Raw genomic sequence first — 23297 nt, 5'->3', positions numbered from 1 at the left:
TTTTTGGTGTTCGATAAATAGCTATCGCGAGCAGGCTCGCTCCCACAGGGGAATGCATTCCAAATGTGGGAGCGAGCCTGCTCGCGATGAGGCCCTGGAGAACACCATAAATCCCGAAGCTAGATCCACCCACCCCACTGCAACAAAAAGATCCCGATGTTGGTGGTAACCGCCGCCATCAACGTGGTGATAACGATGATCGCCGCCGCCAGTTCATGATTGCCATCAGCCTGACGGGCCATGACAAAACTGGCCGCCGCGGTCGGGCTGCCGAAGTACAGAAACAGAATCCCCAACTCCGCCCCGCGAAAACCCCAAAGCCACGCCCCCAGCGTCGCCAGCACCGGCAAACCGATCATCTTCACCAAACTTGAGCTCAGCGCCATCGAACCGCTTTTGCGCATCGCCGCCAGCGACAACGTGCCGCCGATGCAAATCAGCGCCAACGGCAACGTGGTTTGCGCCAGGTACTGACCGGAGGTTTCCAGCCAGCCCGGCAGGCTGATCTTGAAATAGGCAAACGGCGCGGCCGCAAACACGCTGATGATCAGCGGGTTGACCATCACGCTTTTGCAGATGCTCCACGGATCGGATTTGATCACCGGGCTGTACACCGCCAGCACGATGGTCGAGAGCGTGTTGTAAAACAGGATCACCAGCGCCGCGAGAATCGCCCCGAGGGAAATCCCGTAGTCGCCGTACATGCTCGCCGCCAACGCGAGGCCGATGACACCGTTGTTGCCGCGAAAAGCGCCCTGGGTGTAAATCCCCCGGTCTTCCCGCGGGCACTTCCAGATCGCCCAGCCCCAGGCGATGGCGAAACCCACCAGGGTGGCGAGCGAGAAGTAGATCAGCAGCGCCGGTTGCAGCGCGGCGTTCAGGTCGGCATGCAGAATGCCCAGGAACAGCAACGCCGGCATGGTGACGTTGAACACCAGGGCCGACGCGGTGTGGATGAAGTTGTCATTTATCCAGTTGATGCGTTTGAGCACCACCCCCAGAAACAGCATGGCAAACACCGGCGCGGTGATGTTCAGGGTTTCGAGGAAGATAGCCAGCATGCCGGGGGAAACCTTGGGTGAGCGTCGTTAGGGGGCTAATGATAAGCGACAGGGGCGCTTGCGTGTGAGATCGGCTTCGAGGGCAAGGTCACGTCCTGCTCTGATTTACTGTAAAAACACCAGATTCGAACAGGTTATCTTTCTTTGACCGTTCGTCGCCACTGTCAGATCTGACAGTAGCAAACTCTCTTTCGCCAGTACTAAATAACTCCGCAACCTAAAACAATTCATAGGAGTTACAACCATGTCAGTTCTTTCAGACGCATCAAAAGCCGGCACTGTCTTTGTAAATAAAGAAGAGGACTTCGAAGCCGCAAGCCACCAGTTCTTTAAAACAGGTAAAACAGTGCAATTTTTAAGCAATCTAGAAGTTACTATCGAAGCTCAACTGAGCGACAACAGTTCGGGGATAGTTCATCTCGACGAGCCTGGCTTCGGTAGTAAAAGTCTATTTTTGCCAAAGGGCTCCAGATTGAAGCTTTCATTTGGAAGCCCGGTACATAATGTGAAATTCCAGATCAAGACTACTGGCGGCGATGATCTTGGTGTCGCCTATGTTGCTGCAGTAAAGGAAGGAATAGTCGTAGCGGGTAGCCCTATCCACCCCGGAGACACGGAGTTCGTAAGTACTGAGTACTTTGACCATCTACTTATCGGCGGATTCTCTAATAACTCCCCGACCGTTGGTGACGTACATTTTGATAATTTTGAGTGGTCTACACCCAGTGAACCGGCCTGATACATCCGTAAGAAGGCAAAGAAAGCACAGCGTTAAAACTTGATCGACAAGGAATTTGTGGTGTCGATCGTGAGTTTTTACGAAGCCGTCTTCCCTTGCTACAGACAATCAGTAATCGCTGTAGCAATGGAATAAACGGTGTTGTAACGCATCACCTAACGATGAATTCTACTTGGGTGTTCGCATGCCGAGCCGTACCCAGGACAGATCACCCATGCCAATCTCAGGTAATTGGCGCCGGATTAAACAGGGTGATGTCGTTATGCAGCTTATGCTGCTCCGCCCACGTCTGCTTCTTGCCACTGGCCACGTCCAGGTAGTAGTGGAACAACTCCCAGCCAAGGTCTTCAATCGAAGCCCGCCCGGTCGCAATCCGCCCGGCATCGATGTCGATCAAGTCCGGCCAGCGCTGTGCCAGTTCGGTCCGGGTCGACACTTTTACCACCGGCGCCATCGCCAAACCGTAGGGCGTGCCGCGCCCGGTAGTGAACACGTGCAGGTTCATCCCCGCCGCCAACTGTAACGTCCCGCAGACAAAATCACTGGCCGGGGTCGCGCAGAAGATCAGCCCTTTGCGCTTGAACCGCTCGCCAGGGCCAAGCACGCCGTTGATCGCGCTGCTGCCGGATTTGACGATTGAGCCTAGGGACTTCTCGACAATGTTCGACAGCCCGCCCTTCTTGTTGCCAGGCGTAGTGTTGGCGCTGCGATCCGCTTCGCCCTTGGCCAGGTAACGGTCGTACCAGTCCATTTCCCGCACCAGTTCCTGAGCAACTTCCTCAGTCTCCGCACGGGAAGTCAGCAGGTAAATCGCGTCGCGCACCTCGGTGACTTCGGAAAACATCACCGTCGCACCGGCACGCAATAAGAGGTCCGAGGCATAGCCCAGCGCCGGGTTGGCGGTGATGCCGGAAAACGCATCGCTGCCCCCGCATTGCATGCCGAGAATCAGCTCGGACGCCGGCACGGTTTCCCGGCGACGCAGATCGAGCTTCTTCAAACGGGTCTCGGCCAGCGCCATGATCTGCTCGATCATCTCGGTGAAACCGTGACTCGAATCCTGCAAGCGGTACAACCACGGATCGCTCAAATCAACCGAACTGTCGCCCTCGTGCATCACCTGCCCGGCCTGCAATTTCTCGCAGCCCAGGCTGATGACCAAAGCTTCGCCGCCCAGATTCGGGTTGCGCGCCAGGTTGCGTACGGTGCGAATCGGGATGTACGCGTCGGTCGCAGTAATCGCCACGCCACAGCCGTAACTGTGGGTCAGCGCCACCACGTCATCGACGTTCGGATAGCGCGGCAGCAACTCGTCCTTGATGCGCTTGACCGCATGGTCCAGCACACCGGTGACGCATTGAACCGTGGTGGTAATCCCGAGAATGTTGCGCGTGCCGACGGTGCCGTCGGCGTTGCGATAGCCCTCGAACGTATAGCCTTCCAGCGGTGCCTGCGCCGCCGGCACTTCGGTGGACAGCGGCAGGCTGTCCAGCGGTGGCGCGGTGGGCATGCGCAGTTGATCTTCCCTGACCCAGCTGCCGCGCGGAATCGGCTGCAACGCGTAGCCAATGGTCTGGCCGTAACGAATCACCTGGCCGCCCTCGGGAATGTCTTCCAGGGTGACTTTATGGCTCTGCGGCACGAAGTCCACCGTCACCAGGCCATCGGGAAACTCGGTGCCGGCCGGTACGCCTTGGTCATTGACCACGATTACGACGTTGTCCCGCTCGTGCAGGCGGATGTAGCGCGGCGAGTCGGAATGTTCAATCAACTGCATGACGCCGCTCCTCAGGAATGCGCTTGAGACAATTTGTTGTTGGTTTCAGGGCCGCTGACTGGCGGCTCTTTAAGCACCACACGCTTGATCGGACCAACGATCACCAGGTAGCTGAACACTGCGACCAGTGCGTTGCAACCGACAAACACCAGCGCCCATTTGAACGAACCGGTGGAGCTGATGATGTAGCCGATCACGATTGGAGTGGTGATCGACGCGATGTTGCCGAAGGTGTTGAACAAGCCACCGCTGAGACCGGCGATCTGTTTCGGCGAGGTGTCGGACACCACGGCCCAACCCAACGCACCCACGCCTTTGCCGAAGAAGGCCAGGGCCATGAAGCCAACGACCATCCACTCAACATCGACATAGTTGCACGCCACAATGCTGCTGGAGACCAGCAAACCAGCGATGATCGGCGCCTTGCGGGCGAAAGTCAGGGAATGGCCCTTGCGCAGCAGGTAGTCGGAAATCACCCCGCCAAGCACCCCGCCGATGAAGCCGCAGATCGCCGGCAACGAGGCAATGAAACCGGCCTTGAGGATGGTCATGCCGCGTTCTTGCACCAGGTACACCGGGAACCAGGTCAGGAAGAAGTAGGTGATGCCGTTGATGCAGTACTGGCCCAGATACACGCCGAGCATCATGCGGTTGGTCAGCAACTGGCGGATGTAGTCCCACTTCGGACCGTCAGCCTTGGTGCCTTTGCCTTTGTCCTGATCCATGTCGACCATGCCGCCGTTGTCGGCGATGTGCTTGAACTCGGCATCGTTGATCATCGGGTGCTGGCGCGGGCTGTAAATCACTTTCAGCCATATGCCGGAGAAGATGATGCCGATCACGCCCATGACGATGAACACGTGCTGCCAGCCGAAGCTATAAACGATCCAGCCCATCAGCGGTGCAAACAACACGGTGGCGAAGTATTGCGCCGAGTTGAAGATCGCCGAGGCCGTACCGCGTTCAGCCGTCGGGAACCAGGCCGCAACGATGCGCGCGTTACCAGGGAAGGATGGCGCTTCGGCCAGGCCCACCAGGAAGCGCAACATGAACAGCGCAACCACCGCCGTGGACATGCCGAACTCACCGACATAACCCTGCAGCACGGTGAACAGCGACCAGGTGAAGATGCTCAGCGCATAGATTTTTTTCGAACCGAAACGGTCCAGCAGCCAGCCACCGGGAATTTGCCCGGCCACGTAGGCCCAACCGAATGCGGAGAAGATGTAACCGAGGGTGACCGCGTCGATGCCGAGGTCTTTTTGCAGGCTGGAGCCGGCGATTGCGATGGTAGCCCGGTCGGCGTAATTGATCGTGGTCACCAGAAACAGCATGAGCAGGATCAAATAGCGGACGTGAGTCGGCTTCTGGGTCGATTGCATGTAGATGTACTCCCACTGATTATTTTTATGCGGGTAATAACGATGTTGTTTTTGTGGGAGCTGGCCTGCCAGCGATACGGGCACATCGGTATGTCAGTCACACCGCGGTGATGCCATCGCTGGCAGGCCAGCTCTCCCACAGGTATTGCGTGGATCAGGAACCGATGTAGGCAGTTTTTACGACCGTGTAGAACTCTTGCGCATAGCGACCTTGCTCACGTGATCCATAGGATGAACCTTTACGCCCACCGAATGGAACGTGGTAATCCACGCCCGCCGTCGGCAAGTTGACCATCACCATCCCGGCCTGGGAGTGGCGCTTGAAGTGGTTGGCGTACTTCAGCGACGTGGTGGCGATGCCCGCCGACAGACCGAACTCGGTGTCGTTGGCCATGGCCAGCGCGGCGTCGTAATCGGCAACGCGAACGATGTTGGCCACTGGGCCAAAGATCTCCTCACGGCTGATGCGCATCGCGGCTTCGCTGTCGGCAAACAGCGTTGGCGCGAGGTAGTAGCCTTCGGTTTCGCAGGTCACCAGACCGCCACCGCTGACCAGACGAGCACCTTCGGACTGGCCGATGTCGATGTATTTCAAGTCCTGTTCAAGCTGGGCTTGCGAGACGACCGGACCGATGTCGGTGCCGGTTTTCAGCGCGTGACCGACCTTGATCGACTTCATGCGCTCGGCCATGGCTTCGACGAATTTGTCGTGGATGCCGGCGGTGACGATGAAGCGGCTCGACGCCGTGCAACGCTGACCGGTGGAGTAAAACGCGCTCTGCACCGACAGCTCGACCGCTTGTTTCAGGTCGGCGTCGTCGAGAATGATCTGCGGGTTCTTGCCGCCCATTTCCAGCTGAACCTTGGCCTGGCGGGAGACGCAGCTGACTGCGATCTGACGACCGACACCGACGGAACCGGTGAAGCTGATGCCGTCAACCTTAGGGCTCTGCACCAGCGCATCGCCCACCACACGACCGCTGCCCATCACCAGGTTGAACACACCGGCCGGGAAGCCTGCACGGGAGATGATTTCAGCCAGCGCCCAGGCGCAACCCGGCACCAGATCGGCCGGTTTCAGCACGACGCAGTTGCCGTAGGCCAAGGCCGGGGCGATTTTCCACGCAGGGATCGCGATCGGGAAGTTCCACGGCGTGATCAAGCCAACGACGCCCAATGCTTCGCGAGTAACTTCGACGTTCACACCCGGACGTACCGATGGCAAATAGTCGCCGGACAGACGCAGGGTTTCACCGGCGAAGAACTTGAAGATGTTACCGGCGCGGGTCACTTCGCCGATGGCTTCGGGCAGGGTCTTGCCCTCTTCCCGGGCCAGCAAGGTGCCGAGTTCTTCGCGACGGGCGAGGATTTCGGTACCGACTTTATCCAGCGAATCGTGGCGAGCCTGGATGCCCGAAGTGGACCAGACCGGGAACGCGGCGCGGGCGGCGTCGATGGCGGCCTGGACTTGAGCGAGGTCAGCCTTGGCGTAGTCGCCGATGATATCGGTCAGTTCGGACGGGTTGATGTTGGCGCAGTAATCACTGCCCGCGACCCATTCACCGTTGATGTAGTTATCGAAACGCTTTGTATCAGCCACTGGGAAGATCTCCTCACGCAAAAAGCCGCTGATTGCTCAGCGGCCTTGGTTTTGTCGGGTTTTACTGCGCACCTTGCTTGTCGATCAGCGCGGCGAGCATTTCATACTCTTCGCCGGTCAGATCGGTCAGCGGCGCACGCACAGGACCTGCGTCATAGCCGGCAATTCTTGCCCCAGCCTTGACGATGCTCACCGCGTAACCGGCTTTGCGGTTACGGATGTCCAGGTATGGCAGGAAGAAGTCGTCGATGATCTTGCCAACGGTGTCGTGATCTTCGCGGGCAATGGCGTGGTAGAAATCCATCGCGGTTTTCGGGATGAAGTTGAATACCGCCGAGGAGTAAACCGGTACACCCAGGGCCTTGTAGGCAGCAGCGTAGACTTCGGCGGTCGGCAGACCGCCCAGGTAGCTGAAGCGATCACCGAGGCGGCGACGGATCGACACCATCAACTCGATATCACCCAGGCCATCCTTGTAGCCGATCAGGTTCGGGCAGCGCTCAGCCAGGCGTTCCAGCAACGGAGCGGTCAGGCGGCAGACGTTGCGGTTGTAAACCACCACGCCGATTTTCACCGATTTGCACACGGCCTCAACGTGGGCGGCAACGCCGTCCTGGCTGGCTTCGGTCAGGTAGTGCGGCAGCAGCAACAGGCCTTTGGCGCCCAGACGCTCGGCTTCCTGTGCGTATTCGATGGCTTGGCGAGTCGAACCGCCCACGCCAGCCAGGATCGGCACGCTGGTTTCGCAGGTGTCGACGGCAGTCTTGATGATTTCCGAATATTCGCTGGCCGCCAGCGAGAAAAACTCACCGGTGCCGCCCGCGGCGAACAACGCCGTGGCGCCGTATGGGGCCAGCCATTCGAGACGTTTGATGTAGCCAGCGCGATGGAAGTCGCCCTGAGCATTGAAGTCGGTGACCGGGAAAGACAGCAGGCCAGAAGAGAGGATGGACTTCAGTTCTTGTGGATTCATTATTCGAACACCCTGGGTAGCGACGTTTGTGTGAGAAAAGCATTCAGCCTTTGGCCGAGTTGTAGGTCATCGTACAACTTAAATAATAACCGTCAACTGCATTTCATCGGTGTGCCCGGAATTTGTGTCGGAAAGGGATTTTCTTGACGTGGGAAATTTCTCGCCTATGCTCCGAATGACTGTATATACATACAGTTATTTTGAAACGTACCGACGACATATCAAGGAGCTAGAAATGTCAGGTCTACACACTCAATCGCAGGAAAACCCCGAACAGATCATCGCGAATCTGGATGATCTTTTTACCGAAGACGGCATCGCCATTAACGCCGACAGTTCGCTGATGCTGCATCTCAGCGAACATCACGACGCGCCTCAAACAATTAACGCTACGCCTGGCAAAGCCTTGAAAGGCAAGCCGCAGCTGAGGTTCGAGGGCGGCGAGCACACCGCCATCGGTGACAGCACGCTGCTGCGTTTCGTCAAGGACGCCCCCGCCGTCCCGGCCTCGCAGGTGGAGCTGCATCTGCCGAATGGACTGGCGCTGACTTACGGTCAGATCGTCGCGTTGGGTGGCGATTTTTATGGCATTCCCGAACAACCGGTCAGCGAAGGCGCCACCCCTGCCGATCGCATCCAGCGTTTTACCAACGCGTTCAATTCGCTGGCTGTGCTGCCTGCGTCCAATGCCGAAGCCAAGCTGATTCTCGGCGTCATGCAGAAGGAAATCGCCGCCGTTAAACAGGCGATCAAGGACGGCAAACAGCCTCATGAGGCGTATGACGCCCTCGGTGATATGTTGTCCGAAGAGTGGAACAGAATCACTGGCGGCGGCAGTTTCGTCTCGGCGCTGTTTCCATTGGGACGCTATCTGAAACTGGCCGCCAACAATGCCGATCACTTCGCCGAGTGGGCGCTGCTGGCGTACATCGCCGGGCATGCCGCGGCGCTGCAACAAGCGGTAAAGGCTCACAACAGCGGCGATGAAAAGCAGCTGGAACTGGCCTACGCGATTAATGCGTTTGCCGATCATTACCTGACCGACCTGTTTTCCGCCGGCCACTTGCGCGTGCCGCGTAAACAATTGGCAGCGGTGGTGACGCCGAGTGATCTGGGCTCGTTGATCACCCGCTTCATGCACGACGAAGACAGCAAGTTCGGCCTCAATGTGCGCAACGGCAACGGCGATCAATGGCGGGCGTATGGCGACAAACGCTACTTCGACGCCATCGACAGCGCCAATCGCGTGCAGGTGAATCAGGCCGTTCAGGTGTCGGCCGATGAAGTGTTTGCAGCGTATCTCAGCGGCACCGCCCCCGCGCCCGGTAACGTCGGCGCCTTGAAAAAAAACCCGGACCTGCAAGCCGTGCTGAACCTGGCGAACAACTTTTCACCGCTGTTCCGGGTTGAGGGCAGCAAAGTGCTGCGGCGCAAGGACGTCAACAACCTGAACGACACCGCCACCGTCGATGACTGGTGGGGCTGGAGCACGTACTTGCTGCTCAAGGACTACAAACCCACTGGCAACGTGGCCTGATAAGGAGATCGATGATGACTATCAAATTGAAACTGGAACTGGCTTCGGGGCAATCGTTGGAGGGCGCGCCGTTGGAATTGTTGTCCAAGGGTGTGCCGATCGCCCGGGCGTCTGTGGATAAGCATGGAAGTGTGATGTTCGATGTTAAATCTGCGACGTCTGAGTTGGCCGTGCGGGTGGATCGTTCGATTCTGAAGACTGGCTGAAGCTAATGGCCCCATCGCGAGCAGGCTCGCTCCTACAAGGGATCTTCGGTGAACACATTATTTGTGAGCGCCATCGACCCAATGTAGGAGCGAGCCTGCTCGCGATGGCATTTCCCCTGGCGCAGCTGGGTGAACAGATAGCCGCTGACCGTTCGTCGGGACTGTTATTTCTTACAGTTACGGGCGATGCAAAAGGAAGAGTCTAATCCGGGCGTCGACCTCTCTCATTGGCAAACCTCATGAAAACGACACATCGATTTTTCTTCCCGCTCTCTACTAAACAGGCAGTTTTAGAATTGCCGGATTTTGATCGTTACGCCAACAAAGGCGATCAAGTAAGGTTCGAAGCAATTCCCGACAAGTTCTTTGTGATCACGAAAAGGACATTCATAGTGCTGCTTGATAACAGCGTCAAATATATCGACTACGTCGTGAAACAGGGCTAGCGACGTGAACATCAGCGTGCCGTTTTTTATAGAAAAATGTTGGAGAAAGGCAACCACTCGTCGGAACTGTAATTTATGACAGTAGCCGAACAACTGCCGCCAAGGCCTAAATGATTCCGGAGTTAACAAACCGGCTCCGTCAGCGAAGCGTTCCAGTTCGCGCTTTCAAACGGTTTGATTTGCTAAAGGGATTTTGATCATGACTGCAGAAGTGAATTTTTTGGCTGCCCCAAAGCTTAGAGAAGCCATTGACGGCAAACTTTACGTTCATAACCTGATTGACCCGGCGCATGGTGAGATTGAGGCTTATCCAAATGCGGCGAAAGGAGACTTTGTCAAATTAACGGTAGCGACGTCTACCGGTAATACCTGGAGTGAAGAGGTTTTACTGAACTCACTCTCAGCGGGAAAACTCATCGTTTTTAAAATACCGAAGCGCATCTTCGAAGAGAATCTGACGTCAGGTGCCACCGCCGAGTTGCAGTACACAGTAGAACGTCCCAACCAAGTACCTGAGTTCTCCACTAAGCAGGAGGTAAAACTCGAGCTGTAGTTAACGGGCGACGGTCAACACCGAATTCCGTTGACCGTCGACAACAACCAGAACTTCAACGCTGCGCCTCAGCCTCTTCATGAGCATGGCGCAGCCGCTCCCGACTATTCGTCAAATGCAACCGCATCGCAGCCCGCGCCGCATCCGAATCCTGGCGCGCGATCGCGTCGTAAATCTCTTCGTGCTCACGGCTCAGACGACTCATGTAGTGCTGCTGGTCGTCATGGGCCAGGCGCGCGGAGTTGAGGCGGGTACGCGGAATGATGCTGGTGCCCAGGTGGGTCATGATGTCGGTGAAGTAGCGGTTGCCGGTCGCCAGGGCGATTTGCAGGTGGAACTGGAAGTCGGATGCCACGGCATCGCTGGCGTGAGAGACGCTTTCATTTAGCGCGTCCAGCGCCGCTCGCATCAACGCTAACTGCTCCGGACTGCGGCGTTGTGCGGCGAGGCCGGCGGATTCAACTTCGAGGCTGATACGCAGTTCCAGAATCGCCAGCACATCCCGCAGAGTGACTACAGTCGCTGGGTCGATACGGAAACCGCTCGGGCTCGGGGTGTCGAGCACAAAGGTGCCGATGCCGTGGCGGGTTTCGACCTGGCCAGCCGCCTGCAAACGGGAAATCGCTTCACGCACCACGGTGCGGCTGACGCCATGGGCATCCATGATCGCCGACTCGGTGGGCAATTTGTCGCCGCGCTTGAGGTGACCGTCGCGGATCTGCTCGGACAGCACCGTCACCAATTCCTGTGCGAGGCTGCGGCGCTTGCGAGGGAGGCGTGGTGCGTCGATCGGGTTTTCCATGGTGAACGTCTGTCTCGAAAATTGCGGCTGAAACCGCATCATAGCTCAACGCGGTTGTACGATCACCGTCAGCAAACACTATCCCTGTGGGAGCGGGCTTCTGTGGCGAGGGGGCTTGCCCCCGTTGGGTCGCGAAGCGGCCCCAAAATCTCGCACGCTTAGAAAATCTTGCCAGTGCTGCGCACTGGAACGGGGGCAAGCCCCCTCGCCACAAAGGCCATCCAAAAGGAAGGCGGTGGTTTATGCGGTCACGGTTTGATCCACCAGATGGCCATTGTCGATACGAATGTGCCGTGGGTGGAAACGCTTCAGGCTGCTGCGATGCCCGACGCTGACAATGCTCAGCCCCGGAATCTCATCGATCAACGCCTGATACAGCGACGCTTCATCCTCTTCGTCCATCGCCGACGTCGCTTCGTCCATGTACAGCCACTGCGGTGCATAGAGCAGTGCGCGGGCGAAGGCCAGTCGTTGCTGCTCACCCGGCGACAGCATGCGCTGCCAGTGGTTGGCTTCGTCCAGACGCGCAACGAGGTGCGGCAAGCGGCAAGTCTCCAGCACATGCACATAACGCTCGTGCGGATAGGTCTCGCCGGCCTGTGGATAACTCAGCGCCTCGCGCAACGTGCCAATCGGCAGATACGGTTTTTGCGGCAGGAACAGGTAACGCGCCGTCGGCAGACGAATACTGCCGTGACCCGCCGGCCATAGGTGCCCCATCGCCCGCAGCAGGGTCGACTTGCCGCTGCCGGAGCGACCGCTGAGCATGACGCGTTCGCCCTCCTCCACGGTCATGTCGGCGTTGGTCAGCAGGTGACGACCGTCCGCCAGATCGAGGCCGAGGTTGTGCACTTTCAATGCTGTACCCGAAGTCTGCACATCGATGGCCGGTGCGCGCTCTTCGTTGTCGGTCATGGCTTGGCGGAAACTCAGCAGACGATCGCAAGTGGCGCGCCACGACGCGAGGTTCTGGTACGCACTGATAAACCAGCTGAAACTCTCCTGCACATTGCCGAACGCCGAACTGATTTGCATCAGCTCGCCGAGTTCGATCTTGCCGGACAAGTAACGCGGCGAAGCGACGATGAATGGAAAGATGATGGCAGCCTGTTGGTAACCTGCGGTAAAGAACGTCAGACGCTTGGACACCTTCATGATGTCCCAGAAATTGTGCCAGACCATCCCGAAGCGGTTGCTCAAGCGACGGTTTTCATTGGGCTCGCCGTTGTACAGCGCAATGCTCTCGGCATTCTCGCGAATCCGCACCATCGAGAAGCGTAGATCGGCTTCGAAACGTTGTTGCTGGTTGTTCAGGCCGATCAAGCGGCGACCGATCAAATGGGTCAGCCAGCTGCCGATCACGGCATACACCAGCACACACCAGAACATATAGCCGGGAATGGTAAAACCAAAGACTTCGATACTGCCCGACACGCCCCACAGAATGATCGAGAACGACACCAGGCTGACAATATTGCGAAGCAAACCGATGCCCAACTCCAGGGTATTGGAGGTGAAATTGTTGAGGTCTTCGGAAATCCGTTGGTCCGGGTTATCGGTGTAACCGCCCTGCTCCAGCTGGTAGTAATTCTTGTTGCCGAGCCAGCGGGCGAAATGCTTTTCCGTGAGCCAGGCACGCCAGCGAATGGTCAGCATCTGGGTCAGGTAGAGCCGGTACACGGCACCGACAATCGCCACTGCCGCAATCCCGCAGAAATACAGAATCAGCCGCCAGAACGCCGCTTCGTCTTTTTGCTGCAGCGCGTTGTAAAAATCCTTGTACCAGGTGTTGAACCACACCGAGATCCCCACGCTGATCAACGATAACGCAATCACCGCGATCAGCAGCGTCCAGGCCTTGACCTTCTCCTCGCTGCGCCAGTAAGGCGTGATCATCGCCCAGACTTTTCGAAAAAACTGCCCGCGCACAGCATCGTTGACCGCGGAATACTCAGCGTTCTGCTTCATGGATAAGGCTCGATAAAGAAAAGAACACACACGAACCGATCATAGATGATCGGTTCGGGTTATCGCGAGGGCTGGCGATAATCGTTCAGCGTCCGTTCAGCGACGGACCGGGCGCTTCTGCAGTTTGCGTTGCAGCGTGCGGCGGTGCATGCCCAGGGCGCGGGCAGTGGCGGAGATGTTGCCTTCGTGTTCGGTGAGCACGCGCTGGATGTGTTCCCACTGCAGGCGGTCCACCGACATCGGGTTTTCCGGCACCAGAGTGTCGAGGTCAGCGTGTTCGGAGAGCAGCGCGGCCAGCACGTCGTCGGCGTCCGCCGGTTTGCACAGGTAATTGCAGGCGCCGCGCTTGATCGCCTCGACGGCGGTGGCAATGCTCGAATAACCGGTGAGGATCACCACGCGCATTTCCGGGTCGAGTTCGAGCAGTTTAGGCAGCAACACCAGGCCTGAGTCGCCGTCCATTTTCAGGTCCAGGGCGGCGTAATCCGGGATGTCGGCCTGGGCGATGACCAGCCCTTCTTCGGCAGAACCGGCGGTGCTGACGCGAAAACCACGGCGTGCCATGGCGCGGGCCATCACGCGGGTAAAGGTTGCATCGTCGTCTACCAGCAGCAAATGCGGCAGTTCTTCGCCTTCAACTTGGATCTCGTCACTCATGTTCGTCTCCTCGGGCGACACGGGGCAGGCGCAGCTCGGTGAGCGTGCCGCCTTCCTCATGACTGTAGAGTTTCACTGAGCCGCCGGCGCGTGTCACGCTGGCCTTGCTCAAAAACAGGCCCAGGCCGAAACCTTTGCCCTTGGTGGTAAAAAACGGTTTGCCGATCTGTTCGGCAATGGCCAGCGGCACACCGGCGCCGTGGTCGCGAATGCTGATGGTCAGGTCCTCGGCATTCCAGTCCAGCGTCACCTGCAACCCTTCGGGGCAGGCATCGGCGGCGTTGTTCAGCAAATTCAGCAGCGCTTGCGTCAGGTCAGGCGGCGGCGCCATGCGTGGCACGGTGCCTTGGCCCAGGCGCTGGAAGCGGTAACTGGCTTCCGGGCGCATCAGGTGCCAGCGGTTCAGCGCTTCGTCGAGCCAGTCGGTGACGTCCTGCATTTCCACCGCCAAGCGGCGATTGGCTTCAGCGGCGCGCACCAGTTGCTGCAAGGTCTCTTTGCAGAGTTTGACCTGATCCTGCAGCACGCTCAAATCGTCCTGCAACAGCGGGTCGTGATGATCCTGGCGCATTTCCTTGAGCAGCACGCTCATGGTCGCCAACGGTGTGCCCAGCTCATGGGCGGCGCCCGCTGCCTGGGTCGCAACGGCGAGCAATTGCTGGTCGCGCAGGCCTTCTTCACGGCGGATGGCACGCAATTCTTCCTGACGGCGCAACTCTTCGGCCATGCGCGCGGCGAAGAACGTGATGACCGCTGCGGCGAGGGCGAAACTCAGCCACATGCCGTAGATTTGCAGGTTTTCCCGGGCGATGGGAAAGGTTTCCAGCGGATAGAACTGCGCCAGCAACAACGTATAAAGCGCCAGCGCAATACCGGACAGAATCACCGAATAGCGCCACGGCAACGTCACGGCGGCGATGGTCAGCGGCACCAGGTAATACGAGACAAACGGGTTGGTCGAACCGCCGGAGAAATACAGCAAGGCACTGTGGATAAATAGATCGCAGGCCAGTTGCAGGGCATATTCCAGCTCGGTCACCGGCCACGAGGTGCGCAGACGAACCGCGGTGAACGCGCACAGCAGCGTCGAGCAACCCAGGGTCATCGCCAGTTGCACCCACGGCAACGGCAGCAGATCGAACCAGTAGGCAAGCCCCACAGAACCGGCTTGGGCTGCGAGTACTAAAGTGCGGATGAACGTGAGCCGCCAGAGATTCTGGCGAGTGGCGGAAGTGATTTGAACGGGGGCGAGCATGAGCTCTCCTGATGAGCGCTCCAGGCGGATCGCACGGAGTATAACCAAGCACGGGGGCTGACAGGCAAAAGTGCGGCAAACAGCCACATGGCAGGAAGTTCTGCTGCGTCTGTAAGGACGCCTTCGCGGGCAAGCCTCGCTCCTACAGGAATGTGTCGTTCAGAGGATTTGCGTACGACACATCCCTGTAGGAGCGAGGCTTGCCCGCGAATGGCCTCGACGCGGTCTCCTGAACTCCATCTGTATAGAAGTTGTAACTGTGCGAACCGGATCATTAAAGCTAGAGTCTGATGGTTTCACGCAGGCTCGGACCTTAACCCCTGCGCACCGCCCAAGGAGTTTTCATGCACAGTTTCCGCCGCAGCGCCGCCCTTCTTGCCCTTAGCGTTGGCACCGTCGCCAGCCTGCCGGCCCTGGCCGCCGACGAGCTTCATTACAACCAGATCTCCCTGCGTGCCGAAGTCAGCCAGGAAGTAGCTCGCGACCTGATGATCGTGACCCTCTACACCGAAGAACAAAACACCGACCCGGCCAAACTCGCCGCCGACGTCAGCACCACCATGAACAAAGCGCTGGCCCAGGCCAAACAGGTCAAGGAAGTCACCCTGCGCCAGGGCAGCCGCAACAGCTACCCGATCTACGACACCAAGGGCCAGAAAATCACCGGCTGGCGTGAACGCGCCGAACTGCGCCTGGAAAGCTCGGACTTCGCCGCGCTGTCGAAGTTGACCGGCGAACTGCTGACCGACCTGAAAATGGGCGGCATGGACTTCGCCATCGCCACGCCAACACGCAAGGCCAGCGAAGACGCGCTGCTTAAAGAAGCCGTGACCGCCTTCAAGGCCCGCGCCCAACTGGCGACCGACGCACTGGGTGGCAAGGGCTACAAAATAGTTAACCTGAACCTGAACAGCAACGGTTATCCACAACCGTTCATGCGCGGGCCGATGATGATGAAAGCGGCCGGCATGGACGGTGCGCCGGTGACACCGGAAGTTGAGGCGGGCACCAGCCAGGTCAGCATGACGGCAGATGGCGCGATTGAAGTGTTGATGCCTTGATTCGATAACACGTACACAGCAACGGCGGTTACTTAAGTGGTCGCCGTTTTTTATTGCCTGCCAAAAGTCAGGTGAACCCGTCAGTTTTGTGGTGAATGATCTACCGCCATCGCCAGCAGGCTGGCTCCCACAGGGGTCGAGTGTGTAGACGGATTTTGTGTACGACAAAGATCAAATGTGGGAGCGAGCCTGCTCGCGATGAACGATGACTCGGTCTTTGATCAGCCCTGCGGATCGACGTTATCCAACGCCCGATTCACCGCCAGTTCCGCCAGCATGATGATCTGCTGAATCGCCAACACCGTGTGGCGCTGCGGGCCGATCAGGTTCGCGGCGAAATCACTGGTCATGACACTCGCCGATTCTAACGACTCGCAAGCTTGAGCCAGGAGACTTTCGCTATCCATGTCCGGAGCGATCATGAACATGGTGCTGGGGCGACGGGGTTTGGGGGCGTATTGGTCGGGTGGATCGAGGTAGTAATCGAGGGCGCGTTTTATGGCTTCGCGGTCCCGTAGGAGCGCTTCGGCTTCGGTGGATTCGGGATTGGGAGTGGTGGTGTTGACGGGTGGATCGGGGACAATTTTGTTCATTTGATTTCCCTGTTCATTTTGGGAGCCATCACTTTTCGTTTCTCACACGAAAAGTGGTGGCAGCTATGTGCAGGGTGAGAAAACCGGGAACAGAGAACCGGCCGGACCGAAGTCCGCCCGCACACAGCTGCCATAGAGCATTGCAGGCAGCGAATAGCTGGCGGCAATTATGGTGATGCTGGCGCTAGATTCATACATATCTGTTACCGGGTTCTCACACCCGATCGCTGAGTTTTTCAGCGACACCCAGAGGTTAGAGACACTGCTTCCTACCCGGCAACCTGAAAAATGCGTGGGAAAACGCTGTGTTTTTTACACATGGTTCAACACAAAAATGGAACGCAGAGCGTCCCGGGCGGCATTCCCACGGAGAGCGTAGGGAACGATCAATCGGGGGAAGGAGAAAGAGATTGGTCGGCTGTCAGGAAGCCATCGCAGGCAAGCCAGCTCCCACAGGGTTCGGTGTACACCTGCAAGAAATTGGTCGGCTGTCAGGCCGCCATCGCTGGCAGGCCAGCTCCCACAATGGATCGGCGTACACGCTTCGCTTCTCACCACTCATTAGGCCGAGCGTTAGCTCGCCTGCAGCTCTTGATCTTGATCCACCCGCCCCGTCGGGAGGCTGAGTGGAGGTGTTCATCCGGGGAGTGGCGCGCAGCGCCGTTCGACGCAGTCGAACACGCTGCATGTAGGTGCAGCGAAGCCAACCGGAGGGCAGTGTCCCCGGATGGATACCGGAGCGAAGGAACGCCGAGCCTTAGCGAGGGGCCGGACGTTGGGGCGAAGACCTTTGCTTCCTTTGGGGCGTTTGCCAAAGGGAGTCGCCGTAAGGGCGAAACCGCCAGCAGCCGTTATCGCAGGAATGGATATGTACACCTGGAAGAGGCTGGTCGGCTATCAGGCCGCCATCGCGAGCAGGCTCACTCCCACAGGGGAATGATGTACATCTGCATGATTATTGGTGGCTATCAGGCTAGCTCCCAGCATTTGACCACTGCGCATCCGTCAGAAAATGCTCATTTATCAGGTGCTCAACATTTGAAAAAAGCGAAAAGCGCTACCGCAAGCAACAACGGGTTGCACCCCAGGTACTACCAACACGCCCACGCAGCCGCCACCAAATATCAAATCCAAAGACCACCCACAGATGTCCACTGACAAACAGTAACGAAACAATCTGCCCCCACAGACACAACAACCCTTTAAACAACAAACACCTACCCACCGAACCGGAACTCAATCTCATTCACGCCCGCCAGCCCCTCAATGATGGGTATAAATAAGTAACACCGCGCTCCAACCGGGTGCGAAAGCCCAGCCGATTGCCCCGCCACGGTGCGTCGATTGCACCGAAAAAAACCTGCGCAAACGGTCAAATGCGCGTGAATTTATACATATGCGACATTAAGGTACGTTCGTGCCACTGTTTAAGGCCTGTAGCGACTCAGGATCTTGCAATGGGTATGGCCCCTGCATAAGTATCCGCAGGCACGACTCACGAGGTCGTCCTCTAATTCCAAAAATGACAACAAATCATGAGGCCAACATGCTTAAACACGCGGTCATTCCGTTTTTAGTCGGCGCAGGCTTGTTAGCCTCCGCACCTTTCGCCCAAGCGGCGACTAACCTGGTGTTTTGCTCCGAAGGGAGCCCGGCCGGTTTTGATCCTGGTCAGTACACCACCGGAACCGACTTCGACGCCTCTGCAGAAACCATGTTCAACCGCCTGACCCAGTTCGAGCGCGGCGGCACCGCTGTGATTCCTGGTCTGGCGACCAAGTGGGACATCTCCGACGATGGCCTGACTTACACCTTTCACCTGCGTGAAGGCGTGAAGTTCCACACCACCCCGTACTTCAAGCCGACTCGTGAGTTCAACGCCGACGACGTGCTGTTCACCTTTAATCGCATGATTAACAAGGATGATCCGTTCCGTAAGGCGTACCCAACCGAATTCCCGTACTTCACCGACATGGCGATGGACACCAACATCACCAAGATCGATAAAGTCGACGACCACACCGTCAAGTTCACCCTCAAAGAAGTTGATGCCGCGTTCATCCAGAACATGGCCATGAGCTTCGCGTCGGTGCAGTCCGCCGAGTACGCTGCCCAGCTGCTCAAGGAAGGCAAAGCCGCCGACATCAACCAGAAGCCGGTCGGCACTGGCCCGTTCGTGTTCAAGAGCTACCAGAAAGACTCCAACATCCGCTACACCGGGAACAAGGACTACTGGAAGCCTGAAGACGTCAAGATCGATAACCTGATCTTCGCTATCACCACCGACCCGTCCGTGCGTATCCAGAAGCTGAAGAAGAACGAGTGCCAAGTCACTCTGTTCCCGCGCCCGGCCGACCTGGCAGCGCTCAAGGCCGACAAAACCCTGAAGATGCCTGATCAGGCCGGTTTCAACCTGGGCTACATCGCTTATAACGTGATGGACAAGGTCAAGGGCAGCAACGAGCCGAACCCGCTGGCTAATCTTAAAGTCCGTCAAGCAATGGACATGGCTGTCAACAAGCCAGAGATCATCAAATCGGTGTATCAGGGCGCTGGCCAACTGGCCGTCAACGCCATGCCGCCAACCCAGTGGTCTTACGACACCACGATCAAGGATGCGCCGTACAACCCTGAGAAAGCCAAGGAGCTGCTCAAGGAAGCTGGCGTCAAGGAAGGTACCGAGATCGTCCTGTGGGCAATGCCGGTACAACGTCCGTACAACCCGAACGCCAAACTGATGGCTGAGATGCTGCAGTCCGACTGGAAGAAGATCGGCCTGAACGTCAAGATCACCAGCTACGAATGGGGCGAGTACATCAAGCGCTCCAAGGGCGGTGAGAACCAGGCCATGATCATTGGCTGGAGCGGTGACAATGGTGATCCGGACAACTGGCTCAACGTACTGTTCGGCTGCGACTCGCTGAGCGGCAACAACTTCTCCAAGTGGTGCGACAAGAAGTTCGACGGCCTCGTCAAAGAAGCCAAACGCACAACCGACCAGGGCAAGCGCACCGAACTGTACCAACAGGCGCAACACGTCCTCAAAGACGCAGTTCCAATGACACCTATCGCTCACTCGACGGTGTTCCAACCCATGCGCAACAACGTTGAAGACTTCAAGATCAGCCCGTTTGGCTTGAACTCCTTCTACGGCGTCAGCGTCAGCAAATAAGGTTTTGCAACGGCGACGTTTTTAACGTCGCCGTTGCTTTATCTGCCGAGAAAGTAGGAAACCGCCTACATCCAATTCCGTCGCGGATGACCGCCGTGGTGTCGGATGCGTTGCCTTTTCCCACAAGTCTTTCGGACTCTACGCATTTACTGCCAGACCCACGGCTCATACCGTCGGGTATCTGACCAGTGCATGCGTGGGTTCTCGGTTTTGCTGCACGTCATGGTTTGAACTCAGTGATGCCTCCACGTCCCCGGACGGGACGGCGGCTCATTGAAAACACTTAGCGAACGAGAAAAGGGAGCGTCATGCGCCATACCTTGGTTTTATCCGCATTGCTGGGCACCGGCCTGCTGGCCGCCACTTCCATCAGCCAGGCCGCCAATAACAGCCTGGTGTTCTGCTCCGAAGGCAGCCCCGCTGGCTTCGACACTGCGCAGTACACGACATCGACCGACAACGATGCCGCCGAGCCGTTGTACAACCGATTGGCAGAGTTTGAAAAAGGCGCCACCAACGTCGTACCGGGCCTGGCAACGAGCTGGGATATTTCCGAGGACGGTCTCAAGTACACCTTTCACCTGCGCGAAGGGGTGAAGTTTCACACGACCAAGTACTTCACACCGACCCGCGATTTCAACGCCGATGACGTGCTGTTCACGTTCAATCGCATGCTCGATCCGCAGCAACCTTTCCGTAAGGCTTATCCGACCGAGTTCCCGTATTTCAACGGGATGAGCCTGAACAAGAACATCGCCAAGGTCGAAAAGACCGGGCCGCTGACCGTGGTCATGACGCTCAACAGCGTCGACGCCGCGTTCATCCAGAACATCGCCATGAGCTTCGCCGCCATTCTGTCCGCCGAATACGCCGACAAACTGCTGGCCGAGGGCAAGCCGAGCGACATCAACCAGAAGCCGATCGGAACTGGCCCGTTCGCGTTCAAGAGCTACCAGAAAGATTCCAACATCCGCTACACCGGCAACAAGCAGTACTGGGACCCGAGCCGGGTCAAGCTCGACAACCTGATCTTCTCGATCAACACCGACGCTTCGGTGCGTGTACAGAAGCTCAAGGCCAATGAGTGCCAGATCACCCTGAGCCCGCGCCCCGCCGACGTACCAGCGCTGAAGAACGACCCGGCACTCAAGCTCATCGAGAAGCCTGGTTTCAACCTTGGCTACATCGCCTACAACGTCCGCCATAAACCGTTCGACCAGCTTGAAGTGCGTCAGGCGCTGGACATGGCGGTGAACAAGCAAGGCATTCTCAACGCCGTCTACCAAGGCGCGGGGCAACTGGCCGTCAACGCCATGCCGCCGACCCAGTGGTCCTACGACGACACCATCAAGGACACGGTCTACAACCCGGAAAAAGCCAAGGAATTGCTCAAGGCTGCCGGCGTGAAAGAAGGCACCGAAATCACCTTGTGGGCGATGCCCGTTCAGCGCCCTTACAACCCGAACGCCAAGTTGATGGCCGAGATGCTCCAGGCTGACTGGGCAAAAATCGGTCTCAAAGTGAAGATCGTCAGCTACGAATGGGGCGAGTACATCAAGCGCACCAAGAATGGCGAGCACGACGTCAGCCTGATCGGCTGGACCGGTGACAATGGGGACCCGGACAACTGGCTCGGCACGCTTTACAGCTGCGACGCCATTGGTGGAAACAACTATTCCATGTGGTGCGACCCGGCTTACGACAAGTTCATCAAGCAGGCCAAGGTCGTCACCGACCGTGACCAGCGCACCGTGCTCTACAAACAGGCGCAGCACTACCTCAAGCAACAAGTGCCGATCACGCCTATTGCCCATTCGACGGTTAACCAGCCGTTGAGCGCCAAAATCGAAGGATTCAAGGTGAGTCCATTCGGTCGTAACGTGTTCTCGGGCGTCAGTATCGACCAATAACCGATTAGCCAGAAACGCTGGGGGCGCTTGCGCCCTCACGCAAGCGTATTGCCGTAATTCGCCCATTCGGCCTCCAGCAAACGTTTGCGAAGCCTTGTACGAGTTCTAAACCAATAGCCGGATCACCAAAAAAGACTGGCATTAAAAAAAAGAAAGTAAGGAGCTTCACCCATGAAACTGAGCAGCACCGCGTTATTGGCCCTGGCCATCAGCAGCGTAACCGCCACGGCTTACGCAGAAACCCAAAGCCAGGACTTCGTTCCGACCCAACTGGCAAGCACCAATTCCCAGTCGGAAGCCAAAGGCTTCATCGATGGTCAGAGCCTGTCGGGTAGTACCCGTAACTGGTATGCCAACGAAGACAAACAACGTGGCGGTACTTTCAAGTACGAACGCCATGGTGAAACACTGACCGGCTCGCGTCGCATCAACTGGGTTCAGGGCACGATCCTGAACTACACCTCGGGCTTCACCCAAGGCACCGTGGGTTTCAGCACCGAAGTCGCTGCCTATAACGCCATTGCGCTGGATCGCAGCCGCGAAGATATCAAGGGTGGTTCCAACCGTACCCTGGCTCACTCCAACGGCGACGCCGTGGATCAGTGGAGCAAACTGGGCCTGGCCAACGTCAAGGCGCGTATCTCCAACACCACCCTGACCGCCGGACGCATGAACTTCAGCAGCCCGATCGTCGATGTCATCGGCAACCGTCCGTTGCCTTCGAGCTTTGAAGGTGTGGCCATTCACAGCGAAGAGTTCGACAACCTGTCGTTCGACCTCGGTACCTTCGACCGCGTGTCGCCACGTACCGAGCAGAGCCTGTCGAAATTCCGCTCTGAATACACCAACAACGGCGCTGAAACCGACCACGTGAACACTGCAGGCCTGAACTATCAGCCGCTGAAAAGCCTGAAGACCAGCCTGTACGCGACCAACGTCGAAGACTTCTGGAACCAGTACTACTTCGGCGCTACTCACGAACTGGGCGACAGCTCGGTACTGAGCCTGACCACTGGCCTGAACTATTACAAAACCGTCGACGAAGGCAAAAAGTTGATGGGTGAGATCGACAACGACACCTACTCGCTGTCGTTCGGTTTGACTCACCAGGCCCACAGCCTGACGTTCTCGTACCAGGAAGTGAACGGTAACGAGTACTTCGACTACCTGCACGAAACCAACGGCATCTACCTGGCCAACTCCTTGCTGTCGGACTTCAACGGCCCGAACGAGAAGTCCTTCCAGATCGCCTATGGTTTGAACATGGCCGAATACGGCGTGCCAGGTTTGAAGTTCAACATCTACCAGGCACGCGGCTGGGGTATCGACGGTACTCACTACACCGGTACCGCCTACGACGTTCGCAACATGGACGGCGAGAACCATTATGAATACGGCATCGGTACTTCGTACGCCGTGCAGAGCGGTCCGCTCAAGGCCACCACTGTTCGTGCGACCTACACCACTCACCGCGCCAGCGATAACCAGGCTGACGGCAGCATCAACGAGTTCCGTCTCGTGACCACCATCCCGTTCAAGATTTTGTAAAAACACTGCCGACGGCTGACTCATGACGAGTCGGCCGTTTGGTTTTTTCCTGTTCCA

The 23297-nt window shown here is 57.6% G+C and carries 18 protein-coding genes; 8 read left to right on the top strand and 10 right to left on the bottom strand.

Annotation, left to right across the window (positions count from 1 at the left end; genetic code table 11):
* Nucleotides 1–119 precede the first annotated feature (119 nt).
* Nucleotides 120–1061, bottom strand: coding sequence for an AEC family transporter (locus ACYZT6_RS01965; RefSeq protein WP_462025499.1), 942 nt, complete (start codon nt 1059–1061; stop codon nt 120–122).
* A 244-nt stretch (nt 1062–1305) separates the two neighbouring features.
* On the opposite strand from ACYZT6_RS01965, the gene ACYZT6_RS01960 reads away from it, so the two are divergent.
* Nucleotides 1306–1800: a hypothetical protein gene (locus ACYZT6_RS01960; protein ID WP_462025498.1), complete on the top strand. Its 495-nt coding sequence runs from the start codon at nt 1306–1308 to the stop codon at nt 1798–1800.
* A 223-nt stretch (nt 1801–2023) separates the two neighbouring features.
* Here the strand turns inward: ACYZT6_RS01960 and garD are convergent, their stop codons facing one another.
* The 4 genes from garD to kdgD all read right to left on the bottom strand — a co-directional run bounded on the left by garD (nt 2024) and on the right by kdgD (nt 7532).
* Complete coding sequence (gene garD / locus ACYZT6_RS01955; RefSeq protein WP_462025497.1) at nt 2024–3577, bottom strand: galactarate dehydratase; 1554 nt, start codon at nt 3575–3577, stop codon at nt 2024–2026.
* Nucleotides 3578–3588: 11 nt separating this feature from the next.
* A complete protein-coding gene (locus tag ACYZT6_RS01950) occupies nt 3589–4959 on the bottom strand; it encodes an MFS transporter (RefSeq protein ID WP_084318088.1) in 1371 nt (456 codons plus the stop codon).
* Between the two features lie 154 nt (nt 4960–5113).
* Entirely contained in the window at nt 5114–6559 is a 1446-nt protein-coding gene (locus tag ACYZT6_RS01945) for an aldehyde dehydrogenase family protein (RefSeq protein ID WP_462025496.1), read from the bottom strand.
* Between the two features lie 61 nt (nt 6560–6620).
* Nucleotides 6621–7532, bottom strand: coding sequence for a 5-dehydro-4-deoxyglucarate dehydratase (kdgD, locus tag ACYZT6_RS01940; RefSeq protein ID WP_462025495.1), 912 nt, complete (start codon nt 7530–7532; stop codon nt 6621–6623).
* Between the two features lie 235 nt (nt 7533–7767).
* On the opposite strand from kdgD, the gene ACYZT6_RS01935 reads away from it, so the two are divergent.
* The 3 genes from ACYZT6_RS01935 (at nt 7768) to ACYZT6_RS01925 (ending at nt 10274) form a co-directional block, all read left to right on the top strand.
* Nucleotides 7768–9069, top strand: a complete 1302-nt coding sequence (locus ACYZT6_RS01935; RefSeq protein WP_462025494.1) for a phospholipase — start codon at nt 7768–7770, stop codon at nt 9067–9069.
* A gap of 14 nt (nt 9070–9083) precedes the next feature.
* The gene (locus tag ACYZT6_RS01930) at nt 9084–9275 is read left to right on the top strand and encodes a hypothetical protein (protein ID WP_462025493.1); all 192 of its coding nucleotides are present in this window, start codon (nt 9084–9086) and stop codon (nt 9273–9275) included.
* Nucleotides 9276–9920: 645 nt separating this feature from the next.
* Nucleotides 9921–10274, top strand: coding sequence for a hypothetical protein (locus ACYZT6_RS01925; RefSeq protein ID WP_462025492.1), 354 nt, complete (start codon nt 9921–9923; stop codon nt 10272–10274).
* 55 nt (nt 10275–10329) lie between these two features.
* Here the strand turns inward: ACYZT6_RS01925 and ACYZT6_RS01920 are convergent, their stop codons facing one another.
* From ACYZT6_RS01920 to ACYZT6_RS01905, 4 genes are all read right to left on the bottom strand, one after another.
* Nucleotides 10330–11076: a FadR/GntR family transcriptional regulator gene (locus ACYZT6_RS01920; protein WP_462025491.1), complete on the bottom strand. Its 747-nt coding sequence runs from the start codon at nt 11074–11076 to the stop codon at nt 10330–10332.
* Nucleotides 11077–11316: 240 nt separating this feature from the next.
* A complete protein-coding gene (locus ACYZT6_RS01915; RefSeq protein ID WP_462025490.1) occupies nt 11317–13044 on the bottom strand; it encodes an ABC transporter ATP-binding protein/permease in 1728 nt (575 codons plus the stop codon).
* A 96-nt stretch (nt 13045–13140) separates the two neighbouring features.
* Nucleotides 13141–13701 (bottom strand): response regulator transcription factor, encoded by a 561-nt coding sequence (locus ACYZT6_RS01910; RefSeq protein ID WP_109627955.1) that lies wholly within the window; start codon nt 13699–13701, stop codon nt 13141–13143.
* Nucleotides 13694–14956, bottom strand: a complete 1263-nt coding sequence (locus tag ACYZT6_RS01905; RefSeq protein WP_131063121.1) for an ATP-binding protein — start codon at nt 14954–14956, stop codon at nt 13694–13696. Before ACYZT6_RS01905 ends, ACYZT6_RS01910 begins: the two co-directional genes overlap by 8 nt.
* A gap of 344 nt (nt 14957–15300) precedes the next feature.
* On the opposite strand from ACYZT6_RS01905, the gene ACYZT6_RS01900 reads away from it, so the two are divergent.
* Nucleotides 15301–16017, top strand: a complete 717-nt coding sequence (locus ACYZT6_RS01900) for an SIMPL domain-containing protein (protein WP_462025489.1) — start codon at nt 15301–15303, stop codon at nt 16015–16017.
* Nucleotides 16018–16238: 221 nt separating this feature from the next.
* On the opposite strand, the gene ACYZT6_RS01895 is transcribed toward ACYZT6_RS01900, so the two are convergent.
* On the bottom strand, nt 16239–16610 hold the full coding sequence (locus tag ACYZT6_RS01895) for a DUF6124 family protein (protein ID WP_462025488.1): 372 nt from the start codon (nt 16608–16610) through the stop codon (nt 16239–16241).
* Between the two features lie 1546 nt (nt 16611–18156).
* Here ACYZT6_RS01895 and ACYZT6_RS01890 point away from each other — a divergent pair.
* The 3 genes from ACYZT6_RS01890 (at nt 18157) to ACYZT6_RS01880 (ending at nt 23240) form a co-directional block, all read left to right on the top strand.
* Nucleotides 18157–19782 (top strand): ABC transporter substrate-binding protein, encoded by a 1626-nt coding sequence (locus ACYZT6_RS01890; RefSeq protein ID WP_462025487.1) that lies wholly within the window; start codon nt 18157–18159, stop codon nt 19780–19782.
* Between the two features lie 308 nt (nt 19783–20090).
* Nucleotides 20091–21692 carry an ABC transporter substrate-binding protein gene (locus tag ACYZT6_RS01885; RefSeq protein ID WP_461979462.1) on the top strand — a complete coding sequence of 534 codons (1602 nt, stop codon included), beginning with the start codon at nt 20091–20093 and terminating at the stop codon, nt 21690–21692.
* A gap of 171 nt (nt 21693–21863) precedes the next feature.
* Nucleotides 21864–23240 carry an OprD family porin gene (locus tag ACYZT6_RS01880; RefSeq protein ID WP_462025486.1) on the top strand — a complete coding sequence of 459 codons (1377 nt, stop codon included), beginning with the start codon at nt 21864–21866 and terminating at the stop codon, nt 23238–23240.
* Nucleotides 23241–23297: the final 57 nt, after the last annotated feature.

Source organism: Pseudomonas sp. RT6P73 (assembly GCF_054897715.1).
Note: the sequence above shows the minus strand (reverse complement) of the source record. Positions and strands in the feature narration are given on the sequence as shown.